At 55.4% G+C, this 18,442-nt stretch carries 6 protein-coding genes; 5 read left to right on the plus strand and 1 reads right to left on the minus strand.

From position 1 onward, the window contains the following. Positions 1-227: 227 nt before the first annotated feature. From BN348_RS12845 to BN348_RS01915, 5 genes are all read left to right on the plus strand, one after another. Positions 228-4,667 (plus strand): glycoside hydrolase family 3 C-terminal domain-containing protein, encoded by a 4,440-nt coding sequence (locus BN348_RS12845; RefSeq protein ID WP_197068258.1) that lies wholly within the window; start codon positions 228-230, stop codon positions 4,665-4,667. A gap of 100 nt (positions 4,668-4,767) precedes the next feature. Continuing rightward, positions 4,768-8,841: a glycoside hydrolase family 3 N-terminal domain-containing protein gene (locus tag BN348_RS12850; protein WP_052446629.1), complete on the plus strand. Its 4,074-nt coding sequence runs from the start codon at positions 4,768-4,770 to the stop codon at positions 8,839-8,841. Between the two features lie 330 nt (positions 8,842-9,171). Next, on the plus strand, positions 9,172-12,702 hold the full coding sequence (locus BN348_RS01905) for an NPCBM/NEW2 domain-containing protein (RefSeq protein ID WP_040195843.1): 3,531 nt from the start codon (positions 9,172-9,174) through the stop codon (positions 12,700-12,702). Positions 12,703-12,892: 190 nt separating this feature from the next. Further along, positions 12,893-13,447 carry a GNAT family N-acetyltransferase gene (locus BN348_RS01910; protein WP_052446630.1) on the plus strand — a complete coding sequence of 185 codons (555 nt, stop codon included), beginning with the start codon at positions 12,893-12,895 and terminating at the stop codon, positions 13,445-13,447. A gap of 249 nt (positions 13,448-13,696) precedes the next feature. Continuing rightward, complete coding sequence (locus BN348_RS01915; RefSeq protein WP_040195844.1) at positions 13,697-14,215, plus strand: GNAT family N-acetyltransferase; 519 nt, start codon at positions 13,697-13,699, stop codon at positions 14,213-14,215. An 88-nt stretch (positions 14,216-14,303) separates the two neighbouring features. On the opposite strand, the gene BN348_RS01920 is transcribed toward BN348_RS01915, so the two are convergent. Beyond that, complete coding sequence (locus BN348_RS01920; protein ID WP_197068259.1) at positions 14,304-18,077, minus strand: NPCBM/NEW2 domain-containing protein; 3,774 nt, start codon at positions 18,075-18,077, stop codon at positions 14,304-14,306. Positions 18,078-18,442 lie beyond the last annotated feature (365 nt).

Raw genomic sequence — 18,442 nt, forward strand, 5'->3', positions numbered from 1 at the left:
ATAAATTTAGAAGAATGCAAAATAGTACACAAGAAACAATTGGAAGCTTTATACAAGGTGTACAAACGTGAACAAAGAATTTATGCAATACATAGAAAATAAATTTTGTTTTTCAGTTTGTTCAAAAATGTATTGACTAATTGTATAAAATGCACTATTCTTAAAAATGGATGAAGAGTATTTTCTTCATGTTGTATGACGGAACTTTGACAAAAGGAGTTGTGAAAATGGGAAGAACAGTTAGGAAAGATAGCAAAGCGATTCCATCCAACCGGAAAAAAGGGCTGCTTAAACGAATTGCGGCGGTTGCGTTGAGTGCCTGCCTGCTGAGCTCCACCTTCAGCCTGTTTGCTTCGGCAAAGACCGTGGACGGCCTTGCGGACCTGTCACGCCAGGTCGCGACCGAAGGCGCGGTGCTGCTGAAGAACGATGGAAATGTCCTTCCGCTCGAAAACGGGCGCAAGGTCAACCTGTTCGGACGCATTGCGGTGAACTATTATAAGAGTGGAACCGGTTCCGGCGGTAAGGTGAACGTCACCCACGTGACCAATATTCTGGAAGGCTTGCGCCAGAATCCAAAGGTCCAGGTCAACGAAGAACTGGCAAGCGTCTATGCGGATTGGATCGCCAAGAATCCGCCGCAGGGCATCGGAGACTGGACGGAGCCGTGGAGCCAGGCGGAAATGCCGCTGAGCGAAGAAGTACTGGACATGGCGAAAGCGTATTCCGACACCGCCGTGGTCGTCATCGGACGCCAGGCGGGTGAGGACAAGGACCATTCGAACACCAAGGGAAGCTACCAGCTTTCCGACGGAGAACGCGACATGCTGCGTTCTGTCACTTCCAAATTTGACAAGGTTGCGGTTCTGCTGAACTGCGGCAACATCATGGACATGAAATGGGTGGATGAATTCGGCGTCGAGTCGGTCATGTATGTCTGGCACGGCGGCATGGAGGGCGGCAAGGCGGTCGCAGATGTGCTGACCGGCGACGTCACGCCTTCCGGCAAGCTTTCCGATACCATTGCGATCGATTATGCCGATTATCCGTCCTCCTCAAACTTCAACGGATCGAACTTCAACAACTATGCGGAGGACATCTATGTCGGATACCGTTACTTTGAAACCTTTGCGAAGGACCGTGTGGCCTATCCATTCGGTTATGGCATGAGCTACACCAGCTTCGACATCGATACCAAGGGCGTGACCTTCGAGAACGGACAGGTCAAGGTCAACGTCGAAGTCACGAATACCGGCGACTACAAGGGCAAAGAGGTTGTACAGGTTTACTACGGCGCGCCGCAGGGTGTGCTTGGCAAGCCTGCCAAAGCGCTCGGCGCCTTTGCGAAGACCTCCATTCTGGAACCGGGCGAAAGCCAGGTGATGACCATTTCCTACGACATCGACAACATGGCGTCCTATGACGACGGCGGCAAGACCGGCCATAAATCCTGCTATGTGCTCGAGGCCGGCGACTACCCGATCTATGTCGGCAACTCGGTGCGGGACTGCGAGCAGAAGGGCGTTTACACCCTCGACGCGCTCACCGTCACCGAAGAGCTTGAAGAGGTTATGCCTGTTGACCCGAAGAATCAGTTCAACCGCATGGTCGCGTCGGAGGATGAAAACGGCAATATCGTCCAGAGCAGCGAGCCGGTGCCGGTCAGAACGACCGATCTGCAGGCGCGCATCGAAGAACGGATGCCGGCGGAAATCGCACAGACCGGAAATCAGGGCTACAAGCTGATGGACGTCTACAACGGCACCATCACGATGGATGAGTTCGTCGCACAGCTCACCGATGAACAGCTCGTGCAGCTCCCGATCGCGGAGGGCATGAGCAGCCCGAAGGTCACGCCGGGAACCGCTTCGGCGTTCGGCGGACTCAGCACCGAGCTTCGGAACACCTTTGGCATCCCAATTGGATGCTGCGCGGACGGCCCGTCCGGCATCCGTATGGACGACGGCGAGGTCGCGACAGCGCTGCCGATCGGCACGCTGATGGCCTGCACCTGGAACCTCGACCTGATCGAAAAGGCGCATGTCGTTCACGGACAGGAACTGGTGCTCAACAATGTCGAGAGCTGGCTCGCTCCTGGAATGAACATCCACCGCGACCCGCTGTGCGGCAGAAACTTCGAGTACTTCTCGGAGGACCCCCTGCTGACCGGCACGATGGCGGCGGCGGTAACCAAGGGCGTGCAGACTTCCGGCGCAACGGTTGCGGCAAAACACTTCGTTGCAAACAACCAGGAACGCAACCGTCACAATGTGGACTCACGCGTTTCAGAAAGGGCGCTGCGAGAGATTTACCTCAAAGGCTTTGAGATCATGACCAGGACCGCGCAGCCGGGTTCCATTATGACCTCCTACAACCCGATCAACGGCATCTGGGCGTCCTCGAACTACGATCTGTGCACCACCCTCCTGAGAAAAGAGTGGGGCTTCACCGGCTTTGTCATGACCGACTGGTGGGCGGAGCAGAACTCCACGATTGGCAACAAGGATGACGCCGCGATGGTGCGCGCGCAGAACGACACGGCCATGCCGGTCGCCAACAAATCCGGTTCCCTGATGGACGGACTCAAAAACGGCCGCGTGACCAGAGCAGAGGTGCAGCGCAGCGCGAAGAACATCCTGAATTATCTGATGGATTCCCCGGCATTCGCACGGGAAAACGATATGGAATATGTCAGCCCCTATCCGCTCGGAACCGATTGGTTCGATGTGGAAAAAACCGAACCGGGCGACCCGCGTCTGGAGAACATCTATGTGGACGGCAGGAAGCTGGCCATCTTCAATCCGGCAGTTCTGGATTACAAGGTCTACATGAACATCAAGGGCGATATGCCGGTTATCACCGCAGACAAGGCGTCCGATGACGTCGAGGTCAGCATTGTGCAGCCGACAGAGGAAAAACCGATCGCGGTCATCTATACCAAAGCGGGCGGCGAAGAGAACATCTACAAGGTCATCTTTACAAAGGAATCCGGCCTGCCGCCGGCATTTGAGAACCCGGTCTATGCGACCCTTGAGAACATCTATCTGGACGGCGAGGCGCTTCCTGGCTTCCTCGATTACCAGTACAGCTACAACGTTGTGACGGACGACCTCGAAAACCTGCCGGAAATCACGGCGCAGCCGGCGCCGGGCGTGGATTACACGGTCGCATACGATCTTCCGAACAACCGCGCGGTCATCCGCTGCGAATCGGTTGACCAGGCGCAGGAATATATCCTGTACTTCGGCATCAAGCCGAAGAGCGACGACTTCGACGGCGATACGCTGGGCAGCTTCTGGACCGTCAACCGTCCGAACCCGAACAACCTGAAGCTTGAAAACGGCAATCTGGTCATCACGACCGAAAAGGGCGACCTCTATCAGACCAACAACAACCTCGTCAACTATGTGACCCAGCCGGCAAGCGGCAGCTGGGATGCCGTCACCAAGGTCACCTTCGACAAGAAGCCGTGGACCAACTACCAGGAAATCGGCGTCATCATGATGCAGGACGAGGACAACTATATCACCTTCCGCATGGAATACAACGGAAATGCCGCAAAGGTCTTCTTCTCGCAGGAGAAGAACGGCACCCACAGCCAGATTGTAGAAAACGCAAACCTCGGAAATCCAGTCACCGATACGATGTACTTCAAGCTGTCCAAACGCGACAAGGTCTACACCGCATTCTTCAGCACCGACGGCGTCAATTACACCTATCTGGGCAAACGGGTCGTCGTCGATTTCATCAATCCGCGCTTCGGTCTCCTGGCCTCTAACGGCTCGACGAATGTCGGCAGCATCAACGCCAGCTTCGACTATGTGCACTTCGACATGAAGGACGGCGCCGAGTCGATTCCGATCACCGACGACACCACGATCAAGGCTGCCGAACAGTTCACCGATATCTCCAGCAGGATGGGACCGGAAAACTGCTCCGATGTGGGCGGCGGACTCAACCTCGGCACCTGTGCGGTCGGCGAATACGCCACCTACAACATCGATGTGAAGCAGGCCGGCTACTATGACGTGTATGCGCGCATCGCGGGCGGCTACAATGACCTGCGGCAGGCGTCCTTCTCGCTGATGGTTGACGGCCAGGCCCAGGCAGCCTACACAACCGGCTACACCGGCGGCTGGCAGAAATGGGTGACATCGGCTCCGCAGGTGGTCTACCTGAGCGAGGGCGCCCATCAGCTGAAGGTCCAGTTTACCGGCGACGGCATGAACCTGAACTGGCTGCAGTTTGTGCGCCAGACCGAAAGCTTCGAGACTGATCTTCCGATTAAGGACGGCATCATCTCCGGCATCGCGGCGGACACGACTGTGGAAGCCCTCAAGGGCATGTTCCGGCAAGAGCTCGGCAGTATCGAAGTCACAGATCAAGACGGCAGCGAGCTCGCGGATGATCAGCTCGTCGGCACCGGCTGCGTTGTCAGCCTGGTACGGGATCCGGATCTTGTCTACGACAGCGCGGTCATCGCAGTTTCAGGCGACGTGGATGGGGACGGCGCGCTCGGCGTGAGCGATCTGCTGACCATGAAATCCGGCATCCTGGGCAGAACCGATCTCGAAGGCGCGTACTTCGCGGCGGCGGACGTCAACGCAGACGGCGTCATCAACATCTTTGATCTGGTCCAACTCAAATTTGCCATTCTGCAGGGTTAGATGCCGCAGACATTTTGGTTGTACAGGATAACGGGGGTTCCCGCGGGAATCCCCCGATACCTTGAAAACAATACATTACAGCACAGAAAGGACGAAAGAGATGAAAAGATTTAACAAGATTCTTGCAGCTCTGCTGTCGGCAGCGATGGTATTTACCATTGTTCCAGCGGCAAGTCTGGCGACATCAGAAGAAGAAAAAGCAAACCATATTCAATTGTCCAGACAGGTCGCCGCGGAAGGCATGGTCCTGATGGAGAACAACGGCGCGCTGCCGCTGCCATCGGGCGAAAAGGTTGCGCTGTTCGGCCGTGCGCAGATCGACTATGTCAGAGGCGGAGGCGGCTCCGGCGCCACCAACGTCGACTACACCCGCAACATTCTGCAGGGTATGCAGATCAAAGAAGAAGAGGGGAAAATTTCCTTGTACAAACCGCTGGTCGACCTCTACACACAGAAGGTCTCCACGGATGGCATCAAAGATGACGCCAACATCGAAATCACCGACGATATGCTGAACGCCGCGGCTGCGGATTCCAAAACAGCTATCATGGTCATCGGACGCTATTCCTCAGAGGGAAGCGACCGCACGGCGACAAAGGGCGACTATTACCTGTCCGATGCGGAGACCGCGCTGCTGACCCGTCTGGGCGCAGCCTTTGAGAAGGTTGTCGTCGTGCTGAACGTCGGCGCGGTGCTCGATACCAAATGGGTGGATGAAATCCCGGGCATCGACGCGGTGCTGAACGGCTGGCAGGCGGGCATGGAAGGCGGACTCGCGACTGCGGATATCCTGGTCGGCGATGTGAACCCTTCGGGCAAGCTTGTTGACACATGGGCAAAGGATTACACCGATTATCCTTCTTCCGCGAACTTTGCGAACACCTCACACAGCGATTATGAAGAGGACATCTACATGGGCTACCGTTATTTCGAAAACATGGACCCGACCTACAGCAAGGTCAGCTATGAATTCGGATACGGCCTGTCCTACACGACCTTTGATACCAGCGACGTTACGGTAACGCCGGACGGCGACAACATGGTTGTCACCGCAAAGGTCACCAATACCGGAGATGTCCCGGGCAAACAGGTCGTTCAGGTTTACTTCAGCGCGCCGCAGGGCAAGCTTGGCAAGCCGAACAAGGAGCTGGCTGCGTTTGCAAAGACGAAGCTTCTGAATCCGGGCGAATCCCAGGTCTTGACCATGACCTATGCGATCAACGATATGTCGAGCTATGACGATTTCGGCAAGGTTCAGAAATCCGCGTGGGTGATGGAAGCGGGAGACTACAACATCTATGTTGGAAACTCGATCCGGGATGCCGGTGAAAATGGCATCCGGTATACCTATAAGGTTGAAGAGGATCTCGTCACGGAGCAGCTCTCCGAGCAGTGTAAGCCGATCCAGCTGAAGAGAAGAATGCTGGCGGATGGAAGCTACGAAGAGATTCCGGTTTCTCCGGAGTTTGACCCGTACTACACCATCTCCGCGACAGAGCCGACGGTTGTTGAGAGCGAACGGTTCCTCAATTCCTCCGACGGCGTCAACATTGAAAGCTACTATAACAATGACGGCACTTTCGGCAGATGCGTGGCGATGCTCAATCAGAAGGGAAAATATGTCGAATACGATCTGACCACCGAAGAAGCCGGCACCTATGCTGTTACAATGCGCTATGCAAACGGCAACGCCAAGCTGACCGACTGCTTCTCCGTATTTGTAGACGGACAGCAGCAGCCGGGCATCCGCTTCGATGCGGAGCAGACCGGCGACGGCAGCGGCGCATCCGAATGGTACAACTTCGACGATGCCGCGCCGTTCTATGTCAACCTGCCGAAGGGCCACTGCATCCTGAAGATTGTTGCCAACAAGAACAATCCGAACTATGACTACATGACCTTCGAAAAACAGGATGTCACAATCGATTACCACACCCCCATCAATCCGGAGGGCAGGAATAAGATTGAAGCGGAAGAATTCATCTTCTCCGGCGGAACCAGCAGCAACACCGTCAGAACCGAAGACTTCACCGTCGGCGATTACAACGGCACCTGTCTGGCCTACATGAACTACAAGGACAACTACGTTTCCTACTGGCTGGATGTCAAGGAAGCGGGCGACTATAACCTGTACTTCAACGTGGCCAACGGCCGCGCGGCATTCAATTTTGACCCGGGCATCTCCATCAACGGAGAAGCGGTATCTGTTCCGAAGATCACCGTCCCGCAGACCGGCGACGGCAACGCCTCCGAATGGTACAACTTTATCGACCTGGAACCGGTCACCGTCACACTGCCGGCAGGCCACTGTGAACTGACCTTGAAGGCGCCGGCCGATTCCTATCCGAACATCGACTACCTTCTGGTAGAAAAACAGGCCGCTCCGGCGCCGGTTGCAAACCTGCTGATGGCAAGAGCCGCAGCGGCTCCGGTCAATGAAGCGGTCAGCACGGCGGCGAATGACAAGATCATGCTGATCGACGTCTACAACGATAACTCCCTGATGGACGCTTTTGTAGCGCAGTTCACGATTGACCAGCTCATCAATATGGCGGGTGGACAGCCGAACACCGGCGTTGCGAATACCGGCGGCATGGGCAACCTGATGGAATACGGCGTACCGAATGCGATGACCGCGGACGGACCGCAGGGTATCCGTATCGGCGTACACTGCACGGCTTGGCCGGTTTCCACCAACCTCGCCTGCACATGGGATGTCGACCTGGTGGAACAGGTCGGTAAGGCGGCGGCAATTGAAGCGCGCACCAACGGCATCGACATCTGGCTGGCTCCTGGTATGGATATGCACAGAGACCCGCTCTGCGGACGTAACTTCGAGTACTATTCCGAAGATCCTCTGCTCACCGGCAAGATGGCGGTCGCTCTCACGAAGGGCTGCCAGTCTGAAAAGGTGGCAATCGCGCTGAAGCACTTCTGCGCAAACGAGAAGGAGAACAACCGCAACAGCATCGACTCCAGAATGTCCGAACGCGCGCTCAGAGAGATCTATATCAAGGGCTTTGAAATCGCGGTAAAGGAAGCGGATCCGTGGACGATCATGTCCTCCTACAACTTCCTGAACGGAACCGAAACATCGGAAAACAAAGAGCTTCTGACCAACATCCTGCGCGATGAATGGGGCTTTGACGGCATCGTCATGACCGACTGGGGCAACAACTCCAACCACGCGAGAGAAATCCTCGCCGGCAACGACATCAAGATGGCTTCCGGCAATCCGACCCAGCTCAGGACGGCGCTCAACAATGGCATGCTGACCCGTGAGGACCTCGAAAAGACCACCAAGAGAATCCTCGAAATGATCATGAAGGTCAATGTATTTGACACCAAGATCGTAAACCCGCCGACGGTTACCATCGGCGACAGCACGAAAATGAAGCTGGCGGAAAACATCCTCTGGTCCGGCGGCAGCATCAGAGGCGAAGCCACCGGCGATACCGACGGCGGACAGAACCTCGGCTACTGCGATGCGGGCGCCTGGGTACAATATCAGATCGATGTGCAGACGGCGGGACTCTATGACGTAGCGCTTCGTTCCGCATCCAACGCGGGCGGCGGCGCGGTGGACCTGCTCGTGGACGGCGATGTCGTCACCTCCTTCAAGGCGGTCAACACCGGCGGCTGGCAGAACTGGACCACGCTTGAAGCGCAGAAGATTTATCTCGAAGCGGGCAAGCACGAGTTCAGAGTGAACGTCACCGAAAGCGGCTCCAATATGAACTGGCTGCAGTTTGACCTGGTGTCCAGCATCAGCGGCAACATCACGGTCGAGGGCGATATCATCACAGATGCGCCGGCTTCCCTGACACCTGCTGAATTCAAAGACCTGTTCACCGGTTCGGAAAACATGGTCGTTGTCGACGCGCAGGGCAATCCGGTTGCGGATGACAAGCTTGTTGGAACCGGCTGCAAAGTACAGTATCTGGACGGCGACAAGCTGGTCAAGGAATTCACCGTCATCGTTCCAGGTGACGCGGATGGCGACGGTATACGCGGCGTCATGGACCTCTTAGCTATAAAGCAGAGCATTCTTGGCAAAGAGGACGCACAGCTCGAAGGCGCTTACTTCACAGCGGCTGACCGGGATGGAAACGGAAAGCTCAACATCTTCGATCTGCTCCGTGTGAAGCTGGATATCCTGAACGGCGGCGTATAAAATCATCTATAATAAAGAAACGATCTTTCAATTAATAAAGAGGGTCCGGTATTCTGCCGGACCCTCTTTATCTTTTACACATATTAAGAATAGGTCCGGAAACAAATTCTCTACTGATAGGCATGTAAAAATACCCAATATTTAAAATAAAAATCGGATACTACATGATATTTTTATGGAATTTAAGCAATAATCGTAGAAAATTACTAAAAAATCGTAGAAAATTGTATTCACAAACGATCGGAAATCCTTTATAATGGGCAGGTATGATGTGAACACAGGGGTTTGCATCTGTATGGAGACCTATAAAAAAGAAAAGGAGCAGAAAAAATGAAAAAACAGACCAAGGTACTCGCGGCACTGTCAGCGACTTTCCTGTCTGCGTTGATGTTGTCAGCGACCGTCAGCGCCCATGACAACGGCGTGGCAAAGACGCCGCCGATGGGCTGGTCCAGCTGGAACACCTTCAGGCAGAACATCGATGAGGATCTGATTATGGAAACGGCGGACGCTATGGTGAAGTATGGCCTGCGCGACGCCGGCTATGAGTTCGTCAACCTGGACGACAACTGGCATGCTTCCGAAAGAACTGTCGACGGAAGGCTTACGAGCGATCCGGTGCGTTTCCCAAGCGGCATCAAGGCTTTGGCGGATTATGCGCATGACAACAGCTTGAAGCTGGGCCTCTACACCTCCAACGGCCTGTTCACCTGCGAGGACCTGCCGGGATCTGAGTTCAAAGAGAAGAGCGATGCGGCATCCTTTGCGGAATGGGGCATCGACTACTTTAAATACGACTACTGCCACCATGTGCAGCTCTCCACCAAGGCATACGGCATCAACTTCATCCGCATCGCGAAGCCGTATGAAAAGGGCACCGACATCTATACTTATCAGGCCAGAGAAGCGGCATTGGAAGGCACCGCAAGGCTTGTGGACAACAGCTATATCACCGGCCTTGGAAACAACGCCGGCTTCGCGACCTTTACGGTCACGGTTCCGGAGGACGGCGAATATGCACTGGACCTCAACTACCGCAAGGAAAATTCTGATGAAGAAGTCCCGATGTTTTTGGACATCAACGGCGACAGCGTGCATCCGATCCGTATGATGCTGCCACCGAAATCCTCCTGGAGCGGCTTCGGACGCGCTACGGCGACCCTGGAGCTGAAAAAGGGCGAGAACACCCTGCGGTTCTACAACCCAATCCGCACCTCCAACAGGGATTATGACTCCGCGCGCTATACCTACGGCGTCATGCGCGACGCGCTGATGGACGCCACCAAGGCGCAGGCCGAAAAGACCGGTGAGCCGGAACGCCCGATCACCTTCGGAATCTGCGAGTGGGGCGGACGCCAGCCATGGATATGGGGACCGCAGACCGGAAACCTGTGGAGAACCACCGGCGACATCAACGCGAGCTGGAGCTCGATCATGGGCATTTACGACGTCAACGTCGCGCTCTACCCGTATGCGGGACCGGACAAGGGCTGGAACGACCCGGATATGCTGGAGGTCGGCAACGGAAGCCTGACCCACGACGAGAACGTCTCTCACTTCAGCCTGTGGTGCATGATGGCGTCCCCATTGGTTCTGGGCAACGACCTTCGCCTGCTTGAGGATAAAGAGGAGGTTCTGGAGATCATCACGAACAGGGATGCCATCGCAGTGGACCAGGATACCCGCGGCGTGCAGGGCATCAAGTTCCGCGACGACGGCGACCTCGAGTATCTGGTCAAGCCGCTCAACGACGGCAAGGTGGCGCTTCTGATGTTTAACCGCGGAAGCAGTGCCGCTGAGATGAGCGTACAGCTCTCCGAAATCGGCGATATGGTTAAAGCGAAGGATCAGGACTATTATGACGAGCACTTCGACATGACACCAGCCTTTATCTACAATGTCAAGGATGTCTGGGAGAAGGATGAAAACGGAAACAATGTGACATATGACGCGGTCAGTGTCAAAGAAACCGTCCCGTCCCACGGCAGCAAAATGTATATCATCGAACCGACCAGCACCAAAAGGGGCGCTTACCTGCTTGGCTCGATCAGCAAAACCACCCTGAAAGCCGGCCAGAAGGCCATCGTCACCGCGAAGTTCGCGAACGGCGGAAGCATGGAGATCCGCACCGTGGGCCTGTATCTGGATCTGCCGGAAGGCTTTCTTGCGAAACCGCTGACCTCGACCACCTCTTCGTTCATGAAGACCGGCGATTCGATCACGGTTCAGTGGGAAATCACGGTGCCGGAAGGCGCCGCGGAGGATCTGCCGATCGATATCATAGCGGACCTGCTGTACACCGGCGACAAGGAGATTTCCAGCGTCAACAATGAGCTGCGGGTGGATGTCGTCGACAACAGCGGGCTCACGCCGCTGGAAGACGGCCCGCTTACGATCCACAACTGGATCAGCGGCGTCAGTGGATGGAAGACGCCGCAGCAGGATAAGGGCGTCGGCGGCGGAGCGCTTACCATCAATGGAACGACCTATGAGACCGGTATCGGCACCCATGCGCCGTCTGAGTTTGTCTACTATATCGGCGGACGCGATATTACCTTCACCTCCCTGATCGGCATCGACGACGGAGCCGGCGGCTACCGCAACGGCGTCATCTTTAAGGTTTACGGAGACGACGACCTGCTCTACAGCAGCGGCGTGATCGAATATCAGAAGGATCCGAAATCCGTGGAGGTTGACCTGTCCGGATATGACTACCTGAAACTGGTGGTGGATCATCGCGAAGACGACTGGTTTGACCACTCGGACTGGATCAATCCGCAGATCAAGGCGACCGAGGGACGTAAATATACCGAGGGCGCACTGACGACGAAAAACTGGATGAGCGGAGAAAGCTTCTGGAAGAATCCGCAGGACGGCAAGAACATCGACGGCGGCGCACTGGTGCTCGGCGGACAGGAATACACCGGACCGGAAGACGGCTTCGGCGTCAACGCACCTTCCACCATCACCTACTATGTCGGCGGAGCGCCGATGGTCTTCACCGCAAAGATCGGCATCGGCGATGAGGTCAAGGAAGCGCTTGAGACGAAAGCGGGCGGCACCGTGGTCTACCAGGTGTGGGGCGACGACGATCTGCTCTATGAAAAGTTCTTCGACGCCAACACACCGGTTGAGGATCTGAATGTTCCGCTGATCGGCTATGACGTTTTGAAACTGGTTGTCACCGACGCGGACGACGGAACGGCATACGACCATGCATCCTGGGTACAGCCGAGACTGACCATCTCCTCCGAGCCGCTGAACGGCCTGATTGAGGATGCGCAGCAGCTGCTGGATACGACGGCGGAGGGCGAACTGAACGGACAGACCCCGGCCGGCGCGTTCGAAGAATTCCAGGCCGCGATCGATGCGGCGCGGGAAGCGGCGGACAAGACGGATGCAACCCTCGAAGAGATTGCCGCGGCAGCCAATGCGCTGAGAGAAGCGGCCGAGCAGTTCAAGGGCGCAAAGGTCGTTGTGGACAAGTATGAACTGGCGCTGTGGATCATGAAGGCGGAGATTCTGGACGAAACCCAGTATCCGGCAGAAAAATGGCAGAAGCTCGAAGCTGTCCTGGAAGCATCCTGGCAGGTATTCACCACCGAGGCGGTTTCCCAGCAGCAGGTGAGCGACGCGGCGGCGGCGCTGCAGAAAGCCATTGACGCGCTGGCGGAATCCGTACCGGGCGATGTTGACTCAGACGGCCAGCTGACGATGAACGACCTGAACATGATCAAGGATTTTGTATCCGGCAAGATTGCGTTTACACCGGAACAGATTGAACTGGCAGACTTTGATAAGAATGGCGTTGTCAACGTCATCGACCTCCTCCAGTGGAAACTGCAGCTTGCAGGCAAATAATATCTGTGAAGAGCGGCCCGAACACTGATAGCTTTGGGCCAGTGGAATATGAAAAAGGCTATGCGCTTTAAAAAAGCGCATAGCCTTTTCAACTTGGATCTGGTATCATGGGGGATATTATCACGTTCCAAGATGGTTTGCCGTCCACGGTATGGCAGGCAGCCTTGGAACATAACAGGAAAGGAATCGGATGATGCTTACGATACAATCTGTTACCAAGCATACGGCCGATATAGGAACGATCAAAGAGCTGTTCAACAGCGCTTTCCCAGAGGCAGAGAGAATTCCCATCTGGTTTTTGCTGAGAAAAGCCAGAAAGGAGGGGATTGATTTTCTGGCCTGCTGCGATCAGGGTTCCTTTGTCGGCATGATGTATTTGATTACCAGAAAAGACCTGACCTTTATACTGTATCTTGCAGTCGGCAGCGGCATGCGGTCGAAGGGCTATGGAAGCCGCATGCTGGAACAGGTGAAAGCCATGTATCCCCATCATAGAGTGATCCTCAACATCGAAGCGCCGGATGACAGTGCGGACAACCGTGTACAGCGGGTCAAGCGCAGGGATTTCTACTTTCGGAACGGCTTTGGTCCGGCCGGCTTCACATTGACCAATCGGGATGTGACATATGAAATGCTGATTGCGGGCGGTTCATGCACGGCGGAGGAATATCTTTCTCTGACCAGGATGTTTACCGGCGCCATCATATTCCCTTTCGTCAAGCCGAGAATAAACAACGTTGAATAGATATACCAACGGCCGCATCCGCGGTTTTTCACATCCTAAACGGATGCGCCGGGAAGGATGACTTTTCTTGCATCCGGCATCTGATAAGGGGCAAGCAGATACTGGATGCCTTTGCCGCGCATCGTGAAGCGGAATTCTCCGGATACATGGCGGACATCTCTGAAACTGGGCTGACTTCCATTCCTAGCATATGGGATATCTCGGCCGTTGTACGATACAGACAGGAAAACAGAAAAGGAGAAGAATTTCATGGAAGATAGACGAATCCGGGAGGCGGACAGCGGCGACGCGCCGGTTATCAGCAGGATTTTTGCGGCAAGCTGGAAAACCGCTTATGTCGGGATGGTCCCGCAGGAATATCTTGACGGGCTTTCCGAGGATCATTGGACCGGGCATTTTAAAAAACGCGTTGCGGATGACGACTGGACGGTTCAGGTCGCCTGTGAAGGGGAGCAGGCGGTCGGCGCCATTGTTTACGGAAAATCCAAGGACAGCGCGATGCCCGGATATGGAGAAATCGAGGCGATTTATCTTCTCCCTTCCCATATTGGATGCGGAATGGGAAGGCTTTTAATGGATGCCGCGCTCGATGGGCTGGCCCGGCGGGGGTATGCGGACTGTTTCCTCTGGGTGCTGCGGGAGAATGTGCGCGCCAAGCGATTTTACCAGAAACATGGGTTTGCATGGACTGAGGACATCTGCGAAGTGGAGCTGGCTGGAAGGACACTGGTTGACCAGCGCATGGTGCGAAGCCTGCGCGGACAGTAAAAAGGAACGGGACCATCTGGTCCCGTTCCTTTTTACTGTGCTTGGAATACGTATGATGTCAATATCCAAGGATTGCTTTTCTTTGCTGTCAGATGCCTTTCAGGATGTTCAGCTTGATCGTGACCAGGTCAAAGATGTTGACCTTTCCGTCGTTGTTGGCGTCGGCCAGATAAAGCTGCTTGTCGGTCAGATGGGTGTTCTGCAGGATGACGCTCTTGATCATCAGCAGGTCGGTCACGCCGACCGTGCCGTCGTCGCTGAAGTCGCCGACCTGAAGCGGGGGGATGCTTCCCACGGTCAGGAACTTCGCGTCGCACCAGTCGGAATGGTCGGAGTCGTTGCTGCCGTTTTTATCGCAGACCAGGCGGATTTCCTTCGCGCCGGTCACATCGATGCTTACAAATTTGGCAGGGTCGTCGACCTTCATGACGCCGCTGTTGAACCGCTCTTCGCCGTCTACGATGACCTTGAAGATGACAGAGCTTGCTTTGGCGTTTTTGATGGCGTTGACGCCGACATAGCTTTCAAATTTGTTGAAGCCCATGCCGTCGATGTTGAAGATGACGTTCGCGTCCGCGTGGGTGCCGATGCCGCGGTCATAGATCACGGTATTGCCTTCGGCATCCTTGACCGCCAGCGGGTTGTAGCTGCCGTCGGAGAGCTTCTGGTAGGAATGGTCCTTGAAGATGGCGTTTGCGTGCGCCGTGGAGGCGGAATCCCAGTCGAGATCGCTCGCGTAGGTGGACTGGAATGGGATTTCCTTGACCGTCATCAGCTTCGCATCGCACCAATCCGCATGGTCGGCTGCGTTCGCGCCGTTCGGGTCGACGACCAGCCGCAGCTTTTTGGCGCCGGTGATGTCGACGCTCACGAGCTTGGCCGGGGTTTTGTAGCCCATTACGCCGCTGTTGAAGACCTCTTCGCCGTCCACATAGACCTTGAAGATGACCGAGCTGCGGGAATCGTTCTTGAGCGTGTTGATGCCGACATAGCTTTCAAATTTCTGATAGCCGCGGCCCTCAATGTTGTAGGTGATGTCGGCCGGCGCATGGGTTCCAAGGCCTTTGGAGAACTGCTGCGTCTGGCCGCTTGCGTTGATGATGGCGAGCGGGTTTTCATACGACCGGTCGATTTTAATGCCGCCGTGCGCGGTCGATCCGGGCTCGTAGCTCATATCGCTCAGGTAGCGGATGAAGTCCGGCGCGGTCTGCAGCTCAACCAGTGCGCGGATGGCGGCAAGCAGCTCATCCCTGGCCTGTGCAACCGCTTGTTTTGTTGCCGCATCGTCCCGCAGTACGGCATTGGCCCTGTCCAGAGCCGCGCGCATCGCTTCGTAGCTGTCCGCCGTGTAGATCGCCTCGTTGATGCTTTCCCCACGGGAGATGGCGTCCTTCAGCTCGGCCAGCGATACCAGCTGCGCTTTGGCCGTTTCGATAGTCAGAACGGCGGCCGCGACCTCATCTTTGGAAGCATTCGCCTTGGAGAGCGCCGCCCTCTGCGCGTTTGCGGCGGCAGTGTACTGTGCAAAGGTGGATGCCGTGTAATCCGAAGCGACAGCCTTGTCCGCTTCGTTGATCAGTGTTCTGAGTCCGGAAATGTCAACCAGCGCGTCCATGGCGCTGGTGAGATCGTTCAGCGCGTTTCCAATCATCTCAGGCGTGGCGTCAGGATTGCCGAGCAGCTTGGCGGCATCTTCGGCGACAAGCCGCAGCGCCGCGACGCTCGAGGCGGTGTAGTTTGATTCGTTCAGCGCTTCGATCTCCTTGAGCTTGGCGTCCAGCTGCTGGAAGCGGTAATCCGGGAGGGTGTTGATCTCTTCCTCGGTCGCCGGGCGCAGCTTCACCGCGTAGCCGCCGCCGTAGACCAGCTGGCGTTCCAGCGTTGTGGTGCTGTCCACGATGAAGTGGCTGACCTCAACCTTTTTGCTGGCGTTGTTGTTGGGGCGGGAATCAAGCGAATCCGCATAGATGTCCGCGACATATTTGACGGCCGGGTCGATGAAATCCAGCGCGACGCGCAGATTGCGGTCCTCGCCGGCTAGGCTGCCGATGTACCACTCGTCGCCGTTGCGGCGCGCAAAGGTGGAGTATTTCTTCAGTTCAGCTTCCAGAACGACCAGCTCGTCCCATTTGGTCGGAAGGTCCTTCCAGAACTGCACCTCTTCGCGAGTCTTGTCGTTGAGCACATCCGGCTTGTCATACCAGAAGATGCATTCAAACGGGGAGTAGAACAGGATCGGGGAGGCCAGCGCATAGACCTTGGTGGATTTGCGCGGTCCGTTGCCGTAGCAGAAGGTGTGGTCCGCCGGTCCCTGAATCATGCGGGTGTACAGATGGGTCAGGTCGCCCGGGATATAGCTCGAATCGGAAAGTCCCTCATCGCCTAAAATGCCCTCGACCGACAGCACGTTCGGATAGGTGCGCTCGGTGCCGGACAGCACATATTCGTCGTGGATGGTCATCACCAGCTTGTGGTCCGCGGCGGATTTGATCATGTCTTCGAGCCGTTTTTCCATAGCCTGGGTTCCGTTTGCGACGAAGCCCGGCTTGATGGCCTTGACGCCCCAGCGTTCAAAGACGGTGAACAGCTCGTCCACGGTGTATTTGGAGTTGAACAGAACCTTGTCGTTGACATACAGCATCATGCCGACGCCTTTGGAATTCGCGTAATCGCAGAGCATCGGGATGTCGACATCGACATTCATGTCGCCCTTCTCGTCGATCTTGCCGTATTTGTTGAATCCGAAGAGCGTGAACACGCCCTCCGCCGGATTGTAGTTTGTGAAGCCTTCCGGCAGGCCGAACGCCGCGCATGCGGCCGGCCACTCCTCATCCGTATAGCCGGGCAGCCTTGCGTCCATTCTCGAATCGTTCTCCGAGCCGTGCCAGCCGGTGTCCAGCAGGATGTACTTGATGCCCATCTCAGCCGCCATGTCGATGTTTTCGATGATGGCGTCGTTCATCAGCGTCACGCAGCGCATCGCCGAGCCGGGATCGATCCAGGAGGTGTCGAAATCCGGTTCGTCGTTGAGGTTGACGATGATGTCGTTGTTGAGATGCAGCTCGCCGATGTTGTCGCCGATGACGAAGGTGCGCCACGGGAACGCGTCGTTCTCATCCGCGCCGGCCTTGATATTGACCTTGCCGCCGCCCCAGAGCTTGCTCTTGAGGGTGGCCGGACCGGCTGTCTGGTAGCAGAGCCGAGCAAAGTCGTGCAGGCTTGCCTCGACCATCGTCATGGCGACGCCGTTACCGTAGACGAGGGTCAGCGGCCGGTAATAGTTGCTGGAGCTGAAATTGGTGACCTTGACCTCCTTCGGGATGCTCTGGCTGTGTCCGTCATGGGCATAAGCGGTCGCATCGGTCGGGATTTTGAAGTAGCTTTCCTCCGAGTTGACCGTGAAGTTTTCGGTCACGTTCGGGAAGACGTAACGGAACGCGACACCGGTGTCGTAGGCGCGCATTTCAAGGTCCACCTGAATCGGCGGTTCGGTTTGGGTTTCCAGGGAAACCACGGTTTCACGGTAGCTGTCGCGGATTTCGCTCTTCTGTCCGGTGACCGGTTGCCAGGTCGTATCGTTTTCTGCCGTTTTCACGTCCACGATCTTTAAATTGTCGGTGAACGAGCCGGTTGACAGGACCATGCCGAGGGAGGAATCCTCCACCAGCGTCTGTCCGTTGTGAATGACGTTGTAATACGGTTTTCCGCTTTCATCGAGCCAGAAGTTGATGGTGTTGTTACCGTTGGGAGCGTTGGTTGCAAGGATGTTGTCTTCAGCCGAAGCCCCCAGGGGGAACGCGCCGACGGAGGTGAGTACCATCGATGCGGTCAGCGCCAGGGACAAGAGCCTTTTCTTTAGCACATCAATTCCTTCTTTCACTTTTTTTAAAATTACCGTTTTATCCATGCCGGTCATTTCGCTTCTATTATAACATGTCCGTTTATAAATTTACAGGAATCTGTAACAGAAATATGAACCAAAATTGATCGCGATGTTTTGTGCAAGTTATACAAAAGTGAAATGCGAAATTTAATGATTATGTTATTTAATTAAATAAAGAAAGTAAAATTTGACAGGGTTGGGACTTTACATTCATGAATATTTTTTGTATAATATAACATAAGGATATATGGGGTTTTTGATTTATTTAGATAATTGGGTTCATTTTCTTGTTTTGAAAAAACCAGATACTTTTTCACGATGAAAAATGGGCTGAATCGGATGGA

This window comes from Candidatus Soleaferrea massiliensis AP7 (assembly GCF_000820765.1).
Classification (GTDB): domain Bacteria; phylum Bacillota; class Clostridia; order Oscillospirales; family Ruminococcaceae; genus Soleaferrea; species Soleaferrea massiliensis.